The organism is Streptomyces sp. OR43 (assembly GCF_008042275.1).
GTDB lineage: Bacteria > Actinomycetota > Actinomycetes > Streptomycetales > Streptomycetaceae > Streptomyces.
In genome coordinates, this window is sequence record NZ_RDBK01000043.1 from 4,378,165 (window position 1) to 4,395,461 (window position 17,297).

Genomic DNA, 17,297 nt, shown 5'->3' on the forward strand with positions numbered 1-17,297 from the left:
CGTACGCGCCACAGCTGATGGCGATCCGTGCGTCAGCCGATGTGGAAGCTGTCGCCGTACACCTTCCAGTCGAGCGGCGGGTCCAGGTCGAGGTTGCCGTTCTCCAGGAAGACCCGCTGGGCGGTGTCCACCCGGCTGGTGTCCGAGTGCGCCTCCTCCTGCTTCATGGCCCAGACCCGCGCGTCCAGGAAGGCGTTGAGGTAGGTGACCTCGTCGCCGCCCTGGGCCGGCGGCTTCGCCCGCGCGAGGGCGCGCTCGCGGATCGAGCCGAAGCTCGTGCTGTCGCCGCCGTCGCCGTGCATCACGATGGCGTCGTAGTACGCGAACTGGCCCAGGGTGCCCAGCCCGTCGCTCTTGCCCCGGCCGACCGCCGGGTCGAAGTACACCCGGTCGCGTTCGTCGTTCTGCGCCTGCTGGAACGCCGGATCGCCGGCCGCGCTCTCCCAGGCCTCGCTGAACCCGGGGTCGAGACCGTCGTGCGAATCCGTGCCGTCCACGTCGCGCAGGGCGGGCAGGTACGCGGCGAGCGGATTGCCCGGCTCCCGCTGCGTGTACAGCTCCACCAGATCGAGCATGTCGCCGGTGCCGGAGCAGAATCCGATGATGCCGGCCGTGTAGCCGCGGCCGTCGCCGATGTCCTCGATGTAGCCGTACTGCGCCTTCCAGTCCAGCGAGGAGTTCTCCGCGCTGGAGACCAGTTGCATGGCGATGTCCTTCTTCGCCGGATCGTCGAGCCCGGTCGCGGCTGCCTCCTGGTGGTGGACCGCCGTGGGGGCGACGGGTGCGGTGCCCGCGAAGGCGGTGGCGGGAATCGCCGTGAGGGTCAGACCGAGCGCGACGAGTGCGACGCGCACGGATCGGTTGTTGCGACGTGCGGTGCGCTTGTGGGGAGCGTGCACCAGTCCTCCAAGGGAGTTCGTCGTTCCGATTGTTCTGTTAGGAAGCTTTCCTATCAGAGTCGAACGGCGGTCGTACACCCCTGCGACGAGGGCGAGTTCGTGTGGTCCGGGCAGGGGAAAGCCCCGCACCGGGCGCACAGAAGTCCGGTACGGGGCCGCGGAGTGCCGGGTCAGCAGTCCAGGTAGGCCACGTGGATCCAGACGCCGGTGGGGCCGCCCCACAGGTCGCCCATCACCCAGTTGCCCTGCTGGCCCCGGTAGTCGAGGTTCTGGCCGCGGTTCACCTGGCCCAGCACCGGGTAGTCCGTCCCCGGACCGCCACGGAAGTTCACCCCGTTGTCGTTGACCGTGCAGACCTGGGCCGGTGCCGCCTTGACGCTGTGCGCGGCGGTCGTGCCCGGGGTGGCCTGGGCGGCGGGCGAGACGGCCAGTCCCAGACCGGCGGTCAGCATGGCCGCGCCCAGCAGAATCTTCTTCATCATGTCGCGAACTCCTCCGTGATCCGGTCCACGGCGCGTGGACCGTCCGCCCGCCTCAACGGGCCGGCCGGTCATCGGGTCACGGGTGGAGGAAGTCTTCCCTGAAGGAGTGAAAGCGCAGGTCACATGCCATGCACACCGGCGCACACGGGTCGCTCGGCCAACGCTTCGCGCGCCTGTCGATCATGGGTTTACGAAGCCTCCGGGCCCTTGATCACATAGCTGTCGCCGTACACCGTCCATCGCAGCGGTGTCTCCAGGCCGAAGTTCTCCTCGCGCACGAAGACCCGCTGCGCGGTCTCGACCCGGCTGGTGTCGCTGTGCGAGGGCTCCTTGCCGATCGCCTCGACGCGCGCGTCGAGGAAGGCGTCGAGGTACGTGCCCTCGTCGCCGCCGTCCGCCGGCGGCCGGTCCTCCCCGAGTGCCTGGCGGCGCATCGTACGGAACCCGACCGTGCCCTCCGCGTCAGCGGCCCCGTGCATCACATAGGCGTCGTAGTAGATGAACTGGCCGAGTGCGCCCAGCCCGTCCTTCTTCGCCTGGGCCACCGCGGGCTCGAAGTACCCCCGGTCCCGCTCGGTGTCCTGGGCCGCACGGAACGCCCCGTCACCCGCGGCCTTCGCCCACGCCTCGGTGAACGGACGGCCGAGTCCCGTGTGCGCGTCGGTCCCCTTCACCGCGCGCAGGGCGGGCAGGAACGGCTCCAGCGGATTTCCGGGCCGCGCCCTCGCGTACCGCTCGACGACGCTCAGCATGTCGCCGGTGCCGGAGCAGAATCCGATGATGCCGGCCGTGTAGCCGCGGCCGTCGCCGATGTCCTCGATGTAGCCGTACTGCGCCTTCCAGTCCAGCGAGGAGTTCTCCGCGCTGGAGACCAGTTGCATGGCGATGTCCTTCTTCGCCGGATCGTCCAGCCCGGAACCGGGGTCCCCCTTGCCCGAGGAGCTGTCGCGACCCGCCCCCGCACATCCGGACAGCAGGGCGGCGGTCAGGGCGAGGGCGACGGAGGCGATGACGGGAGAACGCGCGGTGAGCTTCACCTTTCCAGCCTGCCAGGCCGTGGGAACGATCTTTACTCATTCGGCTGTAGCGTCAGGGGTATGGATGATCAGTCTGTTGTGGATGTCGGCGACGTACGTCTGGCGTACCGGACCTGGGGCGACCCGTTCGGCTCGCCCGTCGTGCTGCTGCACGGCCTCGGCGATTCCGCCGCGAGCTGGGAGGCGGCCGGGAGTCTGCTCGGTCAGGAATGGCGGGTGTACGCCCTCGACCTGCGGGGACACGGCGAAAGCGACTGGCCCGACGAGTACGACTTCGAGCTGATGCTCGACGACCTCTTCGGCTTTCTGGACGCCTGCGAGCTCGACCGCGTCGGCCTGGTCGGCCACGGCATGGGAGGCGTCGTCGCCCATCTGTTCGCCCAGACGCACGCGGACCGGGTGGAGCGGCTGGTGCTGGTGGAGACCCCGCCGCCGTTCCCCGGGGCGGCGGGCCCCGACGTACCGCCCGAAGGCCCGGTCGACTACGACGAGGCCGTGATCGGTGCCGTACGCACCCAGCTGGCCGACCCCGACCCGGCCTGGGCCGAGGGCCTCGGCGAGATCGTGGCCCCGACGCTGATGCTGGCCGGCGGCCCGGCCAGCACCATGCCGCAGGCCCGGCTCCAGGACATGGCCTCCCTGATCCCGGACTGCCACCTCCTGACGATCGGCGGCGGTCACCGGCTCCACCAGGTCCACGCCGACCAGGTCGCCCAGCAGATCACCGAGTTCTTCACCAGCTGACGCGGCGGTCCTCAGCTCTCCGGCCGCCAGTCCGGGCGCCGGCCGCTGCGGGCGACCGCCCGGTCCAGCAGCGGCGCGTCGTCCGGGACCGGGACCGGCGGACCGAACGGGGAGCCGGCCGGCGGGTTGTCGCCCACGTCGGCCAGCAGCGCCAGCGTGTTGCGCAGATGCGCCTCCTCGGCGCCGTACGGCTGCCCGGTCGACCTCGCCAGGTCCCAGCCGTGCAGTACCAGCTCGTTGAGCGCGACCATGCCGGCCACCTCGCCCGGCAGGTCCACGCTCCCCGCCCGGGTCATGCCCTGCCAGGCGTCGGACGAGCGCCAGGCCGCCACCATCTCGTCGAGCGCCGCGGGCAGCGCGGACCGCCAGCCGCCGTCGAGGACCCCCGACTCCACCGAGGGCGCCGTGTCGGTCGTCGCCCCCAGCTCCTTGCGCGCGGCATCCCGGAACGCCACGGCCAGACCTTCCACGTGGGCCAGCATCGCGCCCACGGTGACATCGGGGCAGGGGGTCGGGCCGGACAGCCGGGCGTCGTCGATGGCGTCGAGCATCCCGGCGATCTGCCGGGCCGCGGGTTCGAAGTCGAGGAGGGGTGCGGAGTTCGTCTGCGTATCCATACCAGTGCAGACTGCCCGAGCGCCCAGGAATCATCGCTCGGCACGCCACGGTGTCCACGTCGTGCCACACCGGTGCGGCGCACACCGGCACATTGCGGAACGTTCCGCTCCGTCCCCTTGTCGGCGACCCCCACACCATGCGATACAGGTCTGGACCATTGCCGTCGGATGGAAGGCACCACCGTGCAACGCCCCCACGCAACCGCCGCGTTGGCCTGTTCCGCCGCCCTGATCCTCGCCACGCTCACCGCCTGCGGCTCGGACGCCGAGGCGGACACCGGGAAACCGACCGCGCCCCGCGGGGTGACCGTCCAGGCGAGCAGTGCCACGTCCGCCCATGTCATGTGGGAGCCCGCCACGGACGACACGGCTGTCACCGCGTACGAGGTCTACCGTCAGGGCCGGAAGGTCAGGTCCGTCCCGGCGGTGAAGTCGATGATCGACGTGGACGGGCTGACCGCTTCCACCGCGTACACCTTCACCGTCCGGGCCCGTGACGCCGCCGAGCAGGAGCTCCTTCGCCACATGCCGCAGGTCGACGACCGCGACATCAGCCGCGGCGAGTACGCGCTCCTCCTCCACCCCCGCCGACCACGAGGCCCCCACGCGGCCGGTGAAACTGCGCGGCAAGGCCGACGGCGGCCGCGCCGCGACCCTGTCCTGGGGCGGCTCCACGGACGATGTCGGCGTCACCTCGTACGACATCTACCAGGAGGGCTCGCGCATCCACAGCGTCCCCGGCGCACAGACCACGGCCCGCCTGACAGGGCTGCGTCCCGGCACCGTCTACACCTTCACGGTCCGCGCCCGCGACGCGGCCGACACCTCGTCGCCCGACAGCAACACCTTCGACCTCACCACCGCGACCGCCCCCGGCGCACCCGCCAGTACCGCGCCCACGGACCTGCGGATCACGAGCAGCGTCCAGGGCAAGGAGTACGCCGTCGACCTGGACTGGGAGCAGCCGGAGACGGGCGGGAAGATACCCGCCTACCAGCTCTACCTGGACGGCCGGCTGACCACCACGATCGTCTGGGGCGGCGAACCGCCCGCGGGCCGGGCGAGCTACCGGCTCACCGTCACCGACCCGCGCGGCACCCGCTACTCGATGAAGATCCGCGCCAAGCTCCCCGACGGGAAGTGGGGCGACTTCTCGGCGGCGCGCACCGTCGTGCTCGGCGGCTGAGCGGTTTCCTGCGGGGGCGGAGAAGGCGGCGACCAGGCAATTGGTCTGTACCTATTGACGAGTTGGTCCAGACCAATTACTCCCCTGTGCTCCATGGAACGACATGTATCCGCTCCCCCCGAGGACCGTCTCACCGGTCCCAGCCGCAAGGGAGAACCATGTTCGAGCACATGCCCCTCAGACGGAGGACGGCGACCGCACTGCTCGCCGTCCTCGCCCTCCTTCTCACCCTGCTGTCCCTCCAGGCCGGTCCCGCGCACGCGGCGGGCAAGCTGACGGCGACCTTCACCTCGGCCGACAACGGCCCGTGGTGGAAAGGCACCTACGTCCTGCGCAACGACACCGACACGGCCGTCACCGGCTGGAGCCTGGAGTTCGACCTGCCCGTCGGCGTCGCGATCAGCTCCTCGTACAACGGCACCGTCACCACCCAGGGCAGCCACCTCACCGCGGTCAACGCCCACTACAACGGGACGGTCGCCGCGCACAGCACCACCGAGCCGTACAGCTTCTGGTTCGTCGCCACCGGCCCGATCACCGCGCCGACCGGCTGCCGCATCAACGGCGACAAGTGCGACGGATCCGCCGACGCGCCGCCCGGCGCCCCCGGCGGGCTGAAGCGGACCGACGTCACCGCCCGTACGGCCTCGCTCTCCTGGACGGCAGCCACCGCCGGGGACTTCCCCGTGGCCTCGTACGACATCCTGGCCGGCGGCAAGGTGGTGGGATCGGCCACGGCGACGACCTCCGCCACGGTCAGCGGTCTCACCCCCGCCACCGCCTACTCCTTCACCGTCCGGGCCAAGGACACCCGCGGCAACACCTCCGCCGAGAGCGCCCCGCTGACCGTCACCACCGTCGACCCGGCCACCGACACCTCCCCGCCGACGGCCCCGGCCGCCCTGCGCGCCACCGCGACGGACTCCTCGTCCGTCACGCTGTCCTGGACGGCCGCGACGGACAACCAGCGGGTCGCCGCGTACGACCTCTACCGCGGCTCCGCCCTGGCCACCACGGTCTCCGGCACCACGACCACCGCCACCATCGGCGGCCTGTCGCCCTCGACCTCGTACACCTTCACCGTCAAGGCGCGCGACGCGGCCGACAACGCCTCGCCCGCGAGCAACAGCCTCACCGTGAAGACCGACGACATCGTGGGCGCCGGCAACTACGCCAAGGTCGGCTACTTCGTCCAGTGGGGGATCTACGGCCGCCAGTACTTCGTGAAGAACCTCCATGACTCCGGCGCCGCCGGGAAGCTCGACATCGTCAACTACGCCTTCGCCAACATCGACCCCAACAACCTCACCTGCCTCAACGGAGTCACCAAGGGCACCACCGCCGATCCCCAGGACCCCGAGCAGGGCACCGGCGCCGGTGACGCGGACGCCGACTACGCCCGCCCGTTCAGCGCCGCCCAGTCCGTGGACGGCGTCGCGGACGACGGCTGGGGCAAGCTGCGCGGCAACTTCAACCAGCTGAAGAAGCTGAAGAAGCTCCACCCGGACCTCAAGATCGTGGTCTCGCTCGGCGGCTGGACCTACTCGAAGTACTTCTCCGACGTCGCCGCCACCGACGCGGCGCGCAAGAAGTTCGTCTCCTCCTGCATCGACATGTACATCAAGGGCAACCTGCCCGCGTACAACGGCGCGGGCGGCCCCGGCACCGCGGCCGGCATCTTCGACGGCTTCGACATCGACTGGGAGTGGCCCGGCACCGGCACCGGGCACCCCGGCAACCACTACTCCCCGGCCGACAAGGGCAACCTGACCCTGCTGCTCGCGGAGTTCCGCAAGCAGCTGGACGCCCTCGGCGGCGGTCACCGCCTCCTGACCGCGTTCACCCCCGCCGACCCGCAGAAGATCGACGAGGGCTGGGACCTGTCCAAGGTCTTCGACTCCCTCGACGTGGCCAACGTCCAGGGCTACGACTTCCACGGCTCGGGCAGCGACAACTCCTGGGAACCGAACCGCGCCGGCCACCAGGCCAACCTGTACACCGACGACCAGGACCCGTACGACTTCCACTTCAGCGCGGACGCCGCCATCAAGGCGTACACCGACGTGGGCGTCGAACCCCGCAAACTGACCCTCGGCATCCCGTTCTACGGCCGCGGCTGGCAGAACGTCACCGACGGCGGAGCGGCGGGCGAATGGCAGCCCGCAGGCGGCGCGGCCCCCGGCCAGTTCGCCGAGGAGGCCGGCACCCGTGGCTACTCCAACCTCATCGGCGCCTACCCGGCGATGGCGGTCCACCACGACGAACAGTCCGTATCGACTTACGGATATACCGGCAACCAGTGGTGGTCATTCGACGACACCTGGTCCATCGGCAAGAAGACGGCGTACGTCAAGGACAAGGGCCTGCTGGGCGTCATGGTCTGGGAGATGTCGGGGGACACCCCGCAGGGCACGCTGATGAGCGCGCTCGACACCGGGCTGCGGTAGGCACCGCGACGCCTCCGCCCCCGGCGCCGTTCGGCACCGGGGGCGGAGGCGTGCACGCGCCGCGTCAGCGCAGCTGCTCGTACGCCGGCAGCGTCAGGAAGTCCGCGTAGTCCTGGTCCAGGGAGACCTGGAGCAGGAGGTCGTGGGCCTGCTGCCACTTGCCGGCGGTGAAGGCCTCGTCGCCGATCTCGGTGCGGATCGCGGCCAGTTCCTCGGCGGCGACCTTGCGGGCCAGGTCCGCCGTGGCGTGCTCGCCGTTCTCGAAGACCACGTCCGCGTTGATCCACTGCCAGATCTGCGAGCGCGAGATCTCGGCGGTGGCCGCGTCCTCCATCAGGTTGAAGATGGCGACCGCGCCCATGCCGCGCAGCCACGCCTCGATGTAGCGGATGCCGACCGCGACGGCGTTGCGCAGGCCGTCGTACGTGGGCTTGGCGTGCAGGGTGTCGATGGCGATCAGGTCGCCCGCGGCCACCGAGACGTCCTCGCGCAGGCGCTCCTTCTGGTTCGGCTTCTCGCCGAGGACCGCGTCGAAGGACGCCATGGCGATCGGGACCAGGTCGGGGTGGGCGACCCAGGAGCCGTCGAAGCCGTCGTTCGCCTCGCGGTCCTTGTCGGCCTTGACCTTCTCGAACGCGACCTTGTTGACCTCGGCGTCCCGGCGTGACGGGATGAAGGCCGCCATGCCGCCGATCGCGTGGGCGCCGCGCTTGTGGCAGGTGCGCACGAGGAGTTCGGTGTACGCCCGCATGAACGGGGCGGTCATCGTCACCGCGTTGCGGTCCGGCAGGACGAACTTCGAGCCGCCGTCTCGGAAGTTCTTGACGATGGAGAAGAGATAGTCCCAGCGGCCCGCGTTCAGCCCGGAGGCGTGGTCGCGGAGTTCGTAGAGGATCTCCTCCATCTCGTACGCGGCGGTGATCGTCTCGATCAGGACCGTCGCGCGGACCGTGCCCTGCGGGATGCCCACGTAGTCCTGGGCGAAGACGAAGATGTCGTTCCAGAGGCGGGCCTCCAGGTGCGACTCCGTCTTGGGGAGGTAGAAGTACGGGCCCTTGCCGAGGTCGATGAGGCGCTGCGCGTTGTGGAAGAAGTAGAGGCCGAAGTCGACCAGCGCGCCGGGCACCGGTGTGCCGTCGAGCTGGAGGTGGCGCTCGTCCAGGTGCCAGCCGCGGGGGCGGGTGACGACCGTCGCGAGCTCCTCGGCCGGCTTCAGCGCGTACGACTTGCCGGACTTCGGGTCCGTGAAGTCGATGGCGCGGTTGTACGCGTCCATCAGGTTGAGCTGGCCGGTGACGACGTTCTCCCACGTGGGGGCGGACGCGTCCTCGAAGTCGGCGAGCCAGACTTTCGCGCCCGAGTTCAGGGCGTTGATGGTCATCTTGCGGTCGGTCGGACCGGTGATCTCCACCCGGCGGTCGTTCAGCGCCGCCGGCGCCGGTGCGACCTTCCAGGAGTCGTCCGCACGGATCGCGGCCGTCTCCGGCAGGAAGTCCAGCGTGGAGGTGCGGGCGATCTCGGCGCGGCGCTCACCGCGCCGGGCGAGCAGCTCGTTACGCCGGGGCGTGAACCGGCGGTGCAGCTCGGCCACGAACGCGAGGGCCGCGGGGGTGAGGACCTCGTCCTGCCGGGGCAGGGGCTCGGCATCGACGATGGCCAGCGAGGACGGCGCTGGTGCGGACATGAGCGGTCACTCCTTCAGCGGGCGGTGCGGGCGACGTCTCACGGCCGCCGGGTCGCCTGAAATGGCACGGCGTGCCAGGGCTCCGGGATACGGCCGTGGTCGCCGTCTGAGGTGCAGAGGGCTTCTGGCCAGTGGATAGTAGTTTCCTCATGGTGGAAGTTCAATGGTTTGTTGATGTCGAGATTCTCCGGGTCGACAGAAGTGGACCCCTGCTGGCGCAGCGTGCCAGTGCGTTCACTCAAGGTGCGCCAGGTCCTCCGCCGTGTCGATGTCGTACGCCTGAGCCACATCGGAACACTCGACGAGCGTGATCGCATCGCGGTGCGCCCGCAGATACGACCGGGCCCCCTGGTCGCCCACCGCCCCCGCCGCGATGCGATCACGCTCGTCGAGTGTTCCGATGTGGCTCAGGCGTACGACATCGACACGGCGGAGGACCTGGCGCACCTTGAGTGAACGCACTGGCACGCTGCGCCAGCAGGGGTCCACTTCTGTCGACCCGGAGAATCTCGACATCAACAAACCATTGAACTTCCACCATGAGGAAACTACTATCCACTGGCCAGAAGCCCTCTGCACCTCAGACGGCGACCACGGCCGTATCCTCAACCCGGAGTGGACCGAGGGCATGGGCTCCTCACTGCGGGCGGGACTCGCCGCCCTCACCGGCACGGGCGCGGACGCGGTGGTCGTCCTGCTGGTCGACCAGCCGGGCATCGGCGCCGAAGAGCACCGGATGGCCGCGCTCTCCGCCGTACGAGGCCGCCGCCAGGCTCGTCCGCGAGCGGTACGCCGCACGTACCCGGGCCACCGCTTCGGCGCCGATGCCCGGCTGGTCGACCAGCAGGACGACCACCGCGTCCGCGCCCGTGCCGGTGAGGGCGGCGAGTCCCGCCCGCAGTGAGGAGCCCATGCCCTCGGTCCACTCCGGGTTGACGCTCACCGTGCAGCCGGACAGTTCGGCGCGGGCCCGCACCTCGTCGGCGGCCGCGCCGAGCACCACGTGCACCGGGCCGCAGCCACCGTCCCGGAGCGTGGCCACCGCGTGGTCGGCCAGCAGGCGGCCGCGGTGCTCCAGCAGCGCCTTCGGGCGCCCGCCGAGCCGCCGTCCGCCGCCCGCCGCGAGCAGCAGGCCGGCGACGACGGACGGGGCGGACGGGGTGGGTGAGGAGGGGGTGTGCGGTGTGCTTGTCATTCCGCCTGGATACACCGGACCGGCCGTTCGCGCACGGACCGGGCCGGCCTCCCGGCCCGCGTCGATGTGGGGGACACCCCGGGTTCCGTCCACGGAGTGGCGCCCGGCACCTGTCATGGCGTTAACTTGCCCGCACCCCCGGACACTTGACCACCGTTCGGGGCTCGGTCGAAACACCGGCACAAAGATGTGCGAGGGGGAGTGCTTTGTTGAAGAGCGTGGGGCAGGCGCGGGTGACCAACAGCGGCGAGGACCCGAGGGTGGCGGAGTTGCGTACGGCCGTCTCCCGGCTCCGGCGGGAGCTGGCCGGACATCCCGCGGAGTTCCCCGACCGGGCGATCGCCGAGGACGAGCTGGCGGCGCTGGACGCGATGGCGGCCGGTGGCGCGCCCGGGATTCCGCGGCTCCGCCGGTCGCTGCTGCTGATCGCGGGGGCGGTCGGCTCGGTCAGCGCGCTGGCCTCGGCGCTCAGGGACGTACGGATCGCCGTCGACCTGTTCGGCGAGCCGCCGCGCTGAGGCCGCCGGGGGGCCACTCAGCGGCGGATGAGCCTGCGGGCCGTCGCCGCCGCCACGGCCGCGGTGCGCGAGTCCACGCCCAGCTTGGCGTAGATGTGCACCAGATGGGACTTCACCGTCGCCTGGCTGAGGAAGAGCTGCTTGCTGATCTGCAGGTTCGACAGGCCGTCGCCGACCAGTCGCAGCACCTCCAGCTCGCGTTTGGTCAGGGCCTGGGCCGGCATCCGCATGCGGTCCATCAGCCGGTGTGCGACGGCCGGCGCCAGGGCCGAGCGGCCGGCCGCCGCCGTACGGACGGCGGCGGCCAGCTCCTCCGGCGGGGCGTCCTTGAGCAGATAGCCGGCCGCCCCCGCCTCCACCGCCGCCAGGATGTCGGCGTCGCTGTCGTACGTCGTCAGGATCAGGACCCGGGGCGCGCCGGGCACCGCGGTGATCGCGGCGGTCGCCTCCGAGCCGTGCATCCCCGCACCACCGAACTGCAGGTCCATCAGGACGACGTCGAACTCACCCGTCGCGGCCAGGGCCACCGCCCGTTCCGCGGTGTCGGCCTCGGCGACGACGCGGAAGTCCGGCTCGGTGTCCAGGACGGCCCGCAGGCCCGCCCGTACGACCGGGTGGTCATCGGCGAGCAGCAGTCGGATCGCGGTGGTCTCGGTCATGCGGCGTCCTGTCCGGTCCGGCCGTCGGGGAGGGGCAGCGGCAGGGTCAGGGCGACGGCTGTGCCCTGGCCCGGCGCCGATTCGACGCTCAGGGTGCCGCCCAGCGAACGGGCCCGGGACCGCATGGCCGGCAGGCCGAAGCCGCCCGTCCCCGTGCCCGCGCTCGCGGCGGAGTCGTCGGTGAAGCCGCGGCCGTCGTCGACGACGTCCAGCGCCACCGAGGTGTCCATGAAGCTCAGTGTGATCTCCGCCCGTCGCGCGCCGGAGTGCTGCACCGTGTTGGCCAGCGCCGACTGGGCGGTACGCAGCAGCGCGACCTCGTAGGGCGTGGGCAGCTCCACCGGGGTGCCGCTCACGGCGAACTGGACCGTCAGCCCGGGCGTGGTGGTGCGGGCCGAGAGCCGTTCCAGGGCGGCGGCCAGGGAGCCGTTCTCCAGATCGGGCGGGGTCAGGGCGCGTACGAAGCGACGGGCCTCGGCGAGATTGTCCTGGGCGGCCGCGCGGGCCCTGCGGACATGGGCCGCCGCGGGGGCGTCCGCGGGGAGGGTGCGCTCGGCGGCGCGGAGCAGCAGCTGGATGCTGGACAGGCCCTGCGCGAGGGTGTCGTGGATCTCGCGGGCCAGCCGTTCGCGTTCGGCGAGCGTCCCGGCGGTCCGCTCCGCCTCGGCCAGCTCCGCACGCGTCGAGACGAGCTCCTCGATGAGCTCGCGGCGCCGCTCGCTCTCGCGGAACAGCGCGTCGTATCCGAGGACCGTGGCGACCGCGACCGCCGCCCCGAGCAGCGGGCCGATGAACGTGCCTGGGGTGACCTGTTCGCCGTGCAGCAGGAAACTGGTGATGGCGGCCGCCGCCGTCACCACCACGGCGGGCAGGCTCCAGCGCATCGGCAGCAGATGCAGCTGGAGGAAGTAGAGCGGGAACGCCACCCACAGCGCGTCCGGCGACAGCACCAGCAGCGCCAGCCAGAGCGCCCACAGCACCGCGAGCCAGAGCGCGCCCGCGGGGGTCCGCGGCTGCACGACGGGAGCGAGAGCGCCCGCCGCGTACGCCGCGGCCAGCACCGCCGCGACCACGACGACGGCCTCCGCGTGCGGTGCGCCGTCGCTCACGGCCTTCACCGCGGCGAGCGCCAGCAGCCCCAGCAGCAGCGCGTGCAGACACAGCCGCAGCGCGGCGGCGACCGGAGGATGGACACGTTTTTCCATGATTCGTCCAGCGTAGACGCGGGGTGCGCGGGGCCGGTCAATCGAAAGGTTGATGTCTCGACCGGCCCGCGGGCGATGTTTCCGAGGCTGTGAGATCCCAGGCTGGAGTCATGTTCGTCGCATGGAGAGATCTTCGGTTCGCCAAGGGCCGGTTCGCGCTCATGGGCACGGTCGTGGTCCTGATCACGCTGCTCGTGGGCCTGCTGTCCGGCCTCACCGCCGGGCTGGCCCGGGAGAACACCTCGGCCGTGACGGGGCTGGACGCCGACCACATCGCGTTCGCCGCCCCGCCCGACGGCCAGTCGGTGTCCTTCACCAATTCGACCGTCCGGGAGACCGCCTGGCGCAGCTGGGAGAAGCAGCCCGGGGTCACCGCGGCGCAGCCGCTCGGCATCCGCACGCTGAACGCCGCCGCGGTGGCGGGAGAGCGGACGGCGGCCGTGTCGGCGTTCGGTGTCGAGCCGGGGAGCGGCCTGGCACCCCGGGGCGCCCCGGTCGGACCGGGCGAGGTCGTGCTCTCCGAGCAGGCCGCCGAGGACCTGGCGGCCGGCGCCGGTGACCGGCTGAGGATCGGCGGCGACGAGGTCACCGTCGCGGCGGTCGCCGGCGACGCCTCGTACAGCCATACGCCGGTCGTGTGGACGTCGCTCGCCGACTGGCAGCGGTTCGGGGCGGAGGGCGCCGGCGGTACGGAGCACGCCACCGTGATCGCGCTGACCACCACCGGCGGCGCCGATCTGGCGGCCGGTGACCGGGCGGCGGGAACCAGCTCGCTCACGCTCGACGGTTCCCTCACCGCGATCGGCTCCTACCAGGCCGAGAACGGGTCGCTCCAGCTGATGCGCGGCTTCCTCTTCGCCATCTCCGCCCTGGTCATCGGCGCCTTCTTCACCGTCTGGACGATCCAGCGCAGCGGCGATGTGGCCGTGCTCAAGGCACTGGGTGCCTCCACGCCGTATCTGCTGAGGGACGCACTCGGACAGGCCGTGGTGATGCTCGCGATCGGTACGGGCGTGGGCGCCGCGCTCGCCTCCGGCATCGGTGCGCTGGTCAGCGGCGGGACCGTGCCCTTCGTCCTGGAGGCGTCCACCGTCCTGTTCCCGGCCGCCGTCATGATCGCCCTCGGCGCGGTCGGCGCGGCCCTGTCCATCCGGCGGATCACCGCCGTCGACCCGCTCACCGCACTGGGGAGTGCCCGATGACCACCGTGCTGCCGCTCGGCCCACGCGGGAGTGCCCGATGACCACCACGCCGCCGCTCGGCCCACGCGGGAGTGCCCGATGACCACCACGCCGCCGCTCGGCCCACGCGGGAGTGCCCGATGACCACCACGCCGCCGCTCGGCCCACGCGGGAGTGCCCGATGACCACCACGCCGCCGCTCAGCTCACCCGGGAGTGCCCGATGACCCTCACCCTCACCGACGTCACGCTCACCTACCCGGACGGCGACGGCCGCCTCACCGCCCTGGACCGTGTCGCCCTCGACGTGCCCGCGGGCACCCTGACCGCCGTCGTGGGCCCCTCGGGCTCCGGCAAGTCGAGTCTGCTCGCCGTGGCGGCCACCCTGGTCACGCCGGACGAGGGCGCCGTCGTCGTCGCCGGTACGGACACGGCCGGGCTCGGCCGCGCGGACAAGGCGGCGCTGCGTCGCGAACGGATCGGCATCGTCTTCCAGCAGCCCAATCTGCTGCCGTCGCTGACCGCCGCCGAACAGCTCCAGGTCATGACCCACCTGTCGGGCGGCGCGGCGCGGACCGCCCGGGCCCGGGCCCTGGAGCTCCTGGACGCGGTCGGTCTCGCCGACAAGGCGGACCGCAGGCCCCACCAGCTCTCGGGCGGTCAGCGCCAGCGGATCAACATCGCACGGGCCCTGATGAACGACCCGGCGGTCCTGCTCGTCGACGAACCGACCAGCGCCCTGGACCACGAACGGGGAGCGGCGGTGCTCGATCTCCTCGTCTCGCTGACCCGGCAGCGGTCCACGGCGACCGTCATGGTCACGCACGACCGGACCCATCTGGGCCGGATGGATCTGACGGTCACGATGGAGGACGGCAGGCTGACCGCCCCGGCCCTGGCCTGACCGCCCCGAAGGCGGATACTGCGAAGGGCGGCCGGAGCCCGAAGGCTCCGGCCGCCCCTTCTCGGTCTCAGCCGGCCGACCCGCTGCTGGCCAGCGCCTCGGACAGTTCCTTCGCGGCCTGCTGGAGGATCGGCACGATGCGCTCCGTGGCCGCCTCGGTCACCCGGCCCGCCGGTCCGGAGATCGAGATCGCCGCGGAGGTGGGGGAGTTGGGGACCGGGACCGCCAGGCAGCGGACCCCTATCTCCTGCTCGTTGTCGTCCACCGCGTAGCCCACCCGGCGGACCTGCTCCAGGGCGTCCAGGAAGCCGTCCGGGCTGGTGATCGTCTTCTCGGTGGCGGCCGGCATCCCGGTCCGCGCGAGCAGGGCCCGGACCTCGTCCGGCGGGGTGTGCGCCAGCAGCGCCTTGCCCACTCCGGTCGAGTGCGGCAGCACCCGGCGGCCCACCTCGGTGAACATCCGCATCGAGTGCTTGGACGGCACCTGCGCCACGTACACGATCTCGTCGCCGTCGAGCAGCGCCATGTTGGCCGTCTCGCCGGTCTCCTCGACCAGCCGGGCCAGATACGGGCGGGCCCAGGTGCCGAGCAGCCGCGCGGCGGACTCGCCGAGCCGGATCAGCCGAGGGCCGAGCGCATAGCGCCGGTTGGGCTGCTGGCGTACGTAACCGCACACCACGAGCGTGCGCATCAGCCGGTGAATGGTCGGCAGCGGAAGCCCGCTGCTCGCGGAGAGCTCGCTCAGGCCGACCTCGCCCCCCGCGTCGGCCATCCGCTCCAGCAGATCGAAGGCGCGCTCAAGGGACTGCACACCACCGCTGGAACCGGCGGACTTGGAGTCGGAAGTGCTGGCGTGGGACGGCGGCACGTCAACGGTCCTTTCGAAGCGGAAGAGCAAGGCAGCAGCCTACCGGGCGCTTCCCGATCGGCCCACTGTCGCAGGGGCACCGTCCTGGCCGGTCAGGGCTCGTTTGTCCCGGTGTCCGGGGCCGGCCCGACGGTTCGTGCGGTGCCACGTATGGCCCATTCTACATTCCGCACTCCGAAATATGACTTTTACTTTGTGGAAATCTCCAGTCCGCGCCGCGCATGGTCGGCTGAGCGGTCCGAGGAGAGGATGGGGTCTTGACGGGTCGCATTCCCGAGTGAAGACTCCTTCAACAGTTCGTTGAATTCATGAAGTGGGGAGCACGGGTGTCCGGTACGGACGTGAAGCTGGTTCTGCGCTCGACGCGCGTCGTCACCCCCGGGGGCACCCGGCCCGCCGCGGTCCACGTCGCGGGCGGGACGATCGACGCCGTCCTGCCCTACGACGCCGAGGTGCCGGAGGGGGCCCGGGTGGAGGACTTCGGCGACGACGTCCTGCTGCCCGGACTCGTGGACACGCACGTCCATGTGAACGACCCCGGCCGCACCGAGTGGGAAGGGTTCTACACCGCCACCCGCGCCGCCGCGGCCGGCGGGATCACCACGCTGCTCGACATGCCGCTCAACTCGCTCCCGCCGACCACCACCGTCGAGCACCTGCGCGTCAAGCAGAAGGTGGCGGCCCCCAAGGTGCATGTCGACACCGGCTTCTGGGGCGGCGCCATCCCCACCAACGTCAAGGATCTGCGCCCGCTGTACGAGGCCGGGGTCTTCGGCTTCAAGTGCTTCCTCTCGCCCTCCGGCGTCGAGGAGTTCCCCGAACTCGACCAGGAGCAGCTGGCCCGGTCGATGGCCGAGATCGCGGGCTTCGGCGGCCTCCTGATCGTGCACGCCGAGGACCCGCACCACCTGGCGGCCGCGCCCCAGCGCAGCGGTCCCGCCTACGCCGACTTCCTCGCCTCCCGGCCGCGCGACGCCGAGAACACCGCGATCGAAGGGCTCATCGCCCACGCGAAGCGGCTGAACGCACGCGTCCACATCCTGCACCTGTCCTCCAGCGACGCCCTGCCGCTGATCGCCGCCGCCAAGCGCGAGGGCGTCCGCGTCACCGTCGAGTCCTGCCCGCACTTCCTCACCCTCACCGCCGAGGAAGTCCCGGACGGGGCCACCGAGTTCAAGTGCTGCCCGCCCATCCGCGAGGCCGCCAACCAGGACGCGCTGTGGCAGGGACTCGCCGACGGCACCATCGACTGCATCGTCTCCGACCACTCGCCCTGCACCACGGACCTCAAGACGCCGGACTTCGCCTCGGCCTGGGGCGGCATCTCGTCCCTCCAGCTCGGCCTGCCCGCCATCTGGACCGAGGCCCGCAGGCGCGGCCACTCGCTCGACGATGTCGCCCGCTGGATGTCGGCCGCCCCCGCCGAGCTGGCCGGCCTGACCGCCAAGGGTGCGATCGAGGCCGGCCGCGACGCCGACTTCGCGGTCCTCGCGCCCGACGCCACCTTCACCGTCGACCCGGCCGAGCTCCTCCACCGCAACCAGGTCACCGCATACGCCGGCCGGACCCTGCACGGCGTCGTGCGCTCGACCTGGCTGCGCGGCGTACGCATCGCCGCCGAAGGCACCCTCGCCGAACCCACCGGCCGACTCCGGACAAGGAACAACTGACC

At 71.5% G+C, this 17,297-nt stretch carries 14 protein-coding genes and 4 pseudogenes; 9 read left to right on the plus strand and 9 right to left on the minus strand.

From position 1 onward, the window contains the following. Window positions 1-32 precede the first annotated feature (32 nt). The 3 genes from EAO72_RS38800 to EAO72_RS38810 all read right to left on the minus strand — a co-directional run bounded on the left by EAO72_RS38800 (window position 33) and on the right by EAO72_RS38810 (window position 2,418). On the minus strand, window positions 33-899 hold the full coding sequence (locus EAO72_RS38800) for a chitosanase (RefSeq protein ID WP_148021680.1): 867 nt from the start codon (window positions 897-899) through the stop codon (window positions 33-35). A gap of 170 nt (window positions 900-1,069) precedes the next feature. Beyond that, a complete protein-coding gene (locus EAO72_RS38805) occupies window positions 1,070-1,381 on the minus strand; it encodes an SH3 domain-containing protein (protein WP_148021681.1) in 312 nt (103 codons plus the stop codon). Window positions 1,382-1,569: 188 nt separating this feature from the next. Continuing rightward, the gene (locus EAO72_RS38810; RefSeq protein ID WP_148021682.1) at window positions 1,570-2,418 is read right to left on the minus strand and encodes a chitosanase; all 849 of its coding nucleotides are present in this window, start codon (window positions 2,416-2,418) and stop codon (window positions 1,570-1,572) included. Between the two features lie 60 nt (window positions 2,419-2,478). On the opposite strand from EAO72_RS38810, the gene EAO72_RS38815 reads away from it, so the two are divergent. Beyond that, window positions 2,479-3,162, plus strand: coding sequence for an alpha/beta fold hydrolase (locus tag EAO72_RS38815; RefSeq protein ID WP_148021683.1), 684 nt, complete (start codon window positions 2,479-2,481; stop codon window positions 3,160-3,162). An 11-nt stretch (window positions 3,163-3,173) separates the two neighbouring features. Here EAO72_RS38815 and EAO72_RS38820 read toward each other — a convergent pair whose 3' ends face one another. Beyond that, window positions 3,174-3,779: a TIGR03086 family metal-binding protein gene (locus tag EAO72_RS38820; RefSeq protein ID WP_148021684.1), complete on the minus strand. Its 606-nt coding sequence runs from the start codon at window positions 3,777-3,779 to the stop codon at window positions 3,174-3,176. A gap of 168 nt (window positions 3,780-3,947) precedes the next feature. Here EAO72_RS38820 and EAO72_RS38825 point away from each other — a divergent pair. Continuing rightward, a pseudogene (locus tag EAO72_RS38825) lies at window positions 3,948-4,965 on the plus strand (fibronectin type III domain-containing protein). 158 nt (window positions 4,966-5,123) lie between these two features. Continuing rightward, window positions 5,124-7,412, plus strand: a complete 2,289-nt coding sequence (locus EAO72_RS38830) for a glycosyl hydrolase family 18 protein (protein WP_148021685.1) — start codon at window positions 5,124-5,126, stop codon at window positions 7,410-7,412. A 64-nt stretch (window positions 7,413-7,476) separates the two neighbouring features. On the opposite strand, the gene aceB is transcribed toward EAO72_RS38830, so the two are convergent. After that, entirely contained in the window at window positions 7,477-9,096 is a 1,620-nt protein-coding gene (gene aceB / locus EAO72_RS38835; protein WP_148021686.1) for a malate synthase A, read from the minus strand. A 360-nt stretch (window positions 9,097-9,456) separates the two neighbouring features. On the opposite strand from aceB, the pseudogene EAO72_RS43600 reads away from it, so the two are divergent. Next, window positions 9,457-9,552, plus strand: a pseudogene (locus tag EAO72_RS43600) (nucleotidyltransferase family protein); the annotation flags it as partial. A gap of 172 nt (window positions 9,553-9,724) precedes the next feature. Next, window positions 9,725-9,778, plus strand: a pseudogene (locus EAO72_RS44230) (hypothetical protein); the annotation flags it as partial. A 33-nt stretch (window positions 9,779-9,811) separates the two neighbouring features. Here EAO72_RS44230 and EAO72_RS42340 read toward each other — a convergent pair. Further along, window positions 9,812-10,291 (minus strand): annotated as a pseudogene (locus EAO72_RS42340) (nucleotidyltransferase family protein); the annotation flags it as partial. A 218-nt stretch (window positions 10,292-10,509) separates the two neighbouring features. Between EAO72_RS42340 and EAO72_RS38855 the strand changes: the two are divergent. After that, window positions 10,510-10,809 (plus strand): DUF5955 family protein, encoded by a 300-nt coding sequence (locus tag EAO72_RS38855; protein WP_187285432.1) that lies wholly within the window; start codon window positions 10,510-10,512, stop codon window positions 10,807-10,809. 17 nt (window positions 10,810-10,826) lie between these two features. On the opposite strand, the gene EAO72_RS38860 is transcribed toward EAO72_RS38855, so the two are convergent. Both EAO72_RS38860 and EAO72_RS38865 read right to left on the minus strand, forming a co-directional pair. After that, entirely contained in the window at window positions 10,827-11,468 is a 642-nt protein-coding gene (locus tag EAO72_RS38860; protein ID WP_148021688.1) for a response regulator, read from the minus strand. Next, entirely contained in the window at window positions 11,465-12,673 is a 1,209-nt protein-coding gene (locus EAO72_RS38865; RefSeq protein WP_148021689.1) for a sensor histidine kinase, read from the minus strand. Before EAO72_RS38865 ends, EAO72_RS38860 begins: the two co-directional genes overlap by 4 nt. Window positions 12,674-12,783: 110 nt before the next feature. Here EAO72_RS38865 and EAO72_RS38870 point away from each other — a divergent pair, with 110 nt between their 5' ends. Both EAO72_RS38870 and EAO72_RS38875 read left to right on the plus strand, forming a co-directional pair. Further along, window positions 12,784-13,875: an ABC transporter permease gene (locus EAO72_RS38870; RefSeq protein WP_148021690.1), complete on the plus strand. Its 1,092-nt coding sequence runs from the start codon at window positions 12,784-12,786 to the stop codon at window positions 13,873-13,875. Between the two features lie 201 nt (window positions 13,876-14,076). Further along, entirely contained in the window at window positions 14,077-14,757 is a 681-nt protein-coding gene (locus EAO72_RS38875; protein WP_148021691.1) for an ABC transporter ATP-binding protein, read from the plus strand. Between the two features lie 67 nt (window positions 14,758-14,824). Here the strand turns inward: EAO72_RS38875 and EAO72_RS38880 are convergent, their stop codons facing one another. Continuing rightward, entirely contained in the window at window positions 14,825-15,625 is an 801-nt protein-coding gene (locus EAO72_RS38880) for an IclR family transcriptional regulator (RefSeq protein WP_148021692.1), read from the minus strand. Between the two features lie 326 nt (window positions 15,626-15,951). On the opposite strand from EAO72_RS38880, the gene allB reads away from it, so the two are divergent. After that, window positions 15,952-17,295, plus strand: a complete 1,344-nt coding sequence (allB, locus tag EAO72_RS38885) for an allantoinase AllB (protein ID WP_148022285.1) — start codon at window positions 15,952-15,954, stop codon at window positions 17,293-17,295. The last annotated feature ends 2 nt before the right edge of the window (window positions 17,296-17,297 follow it).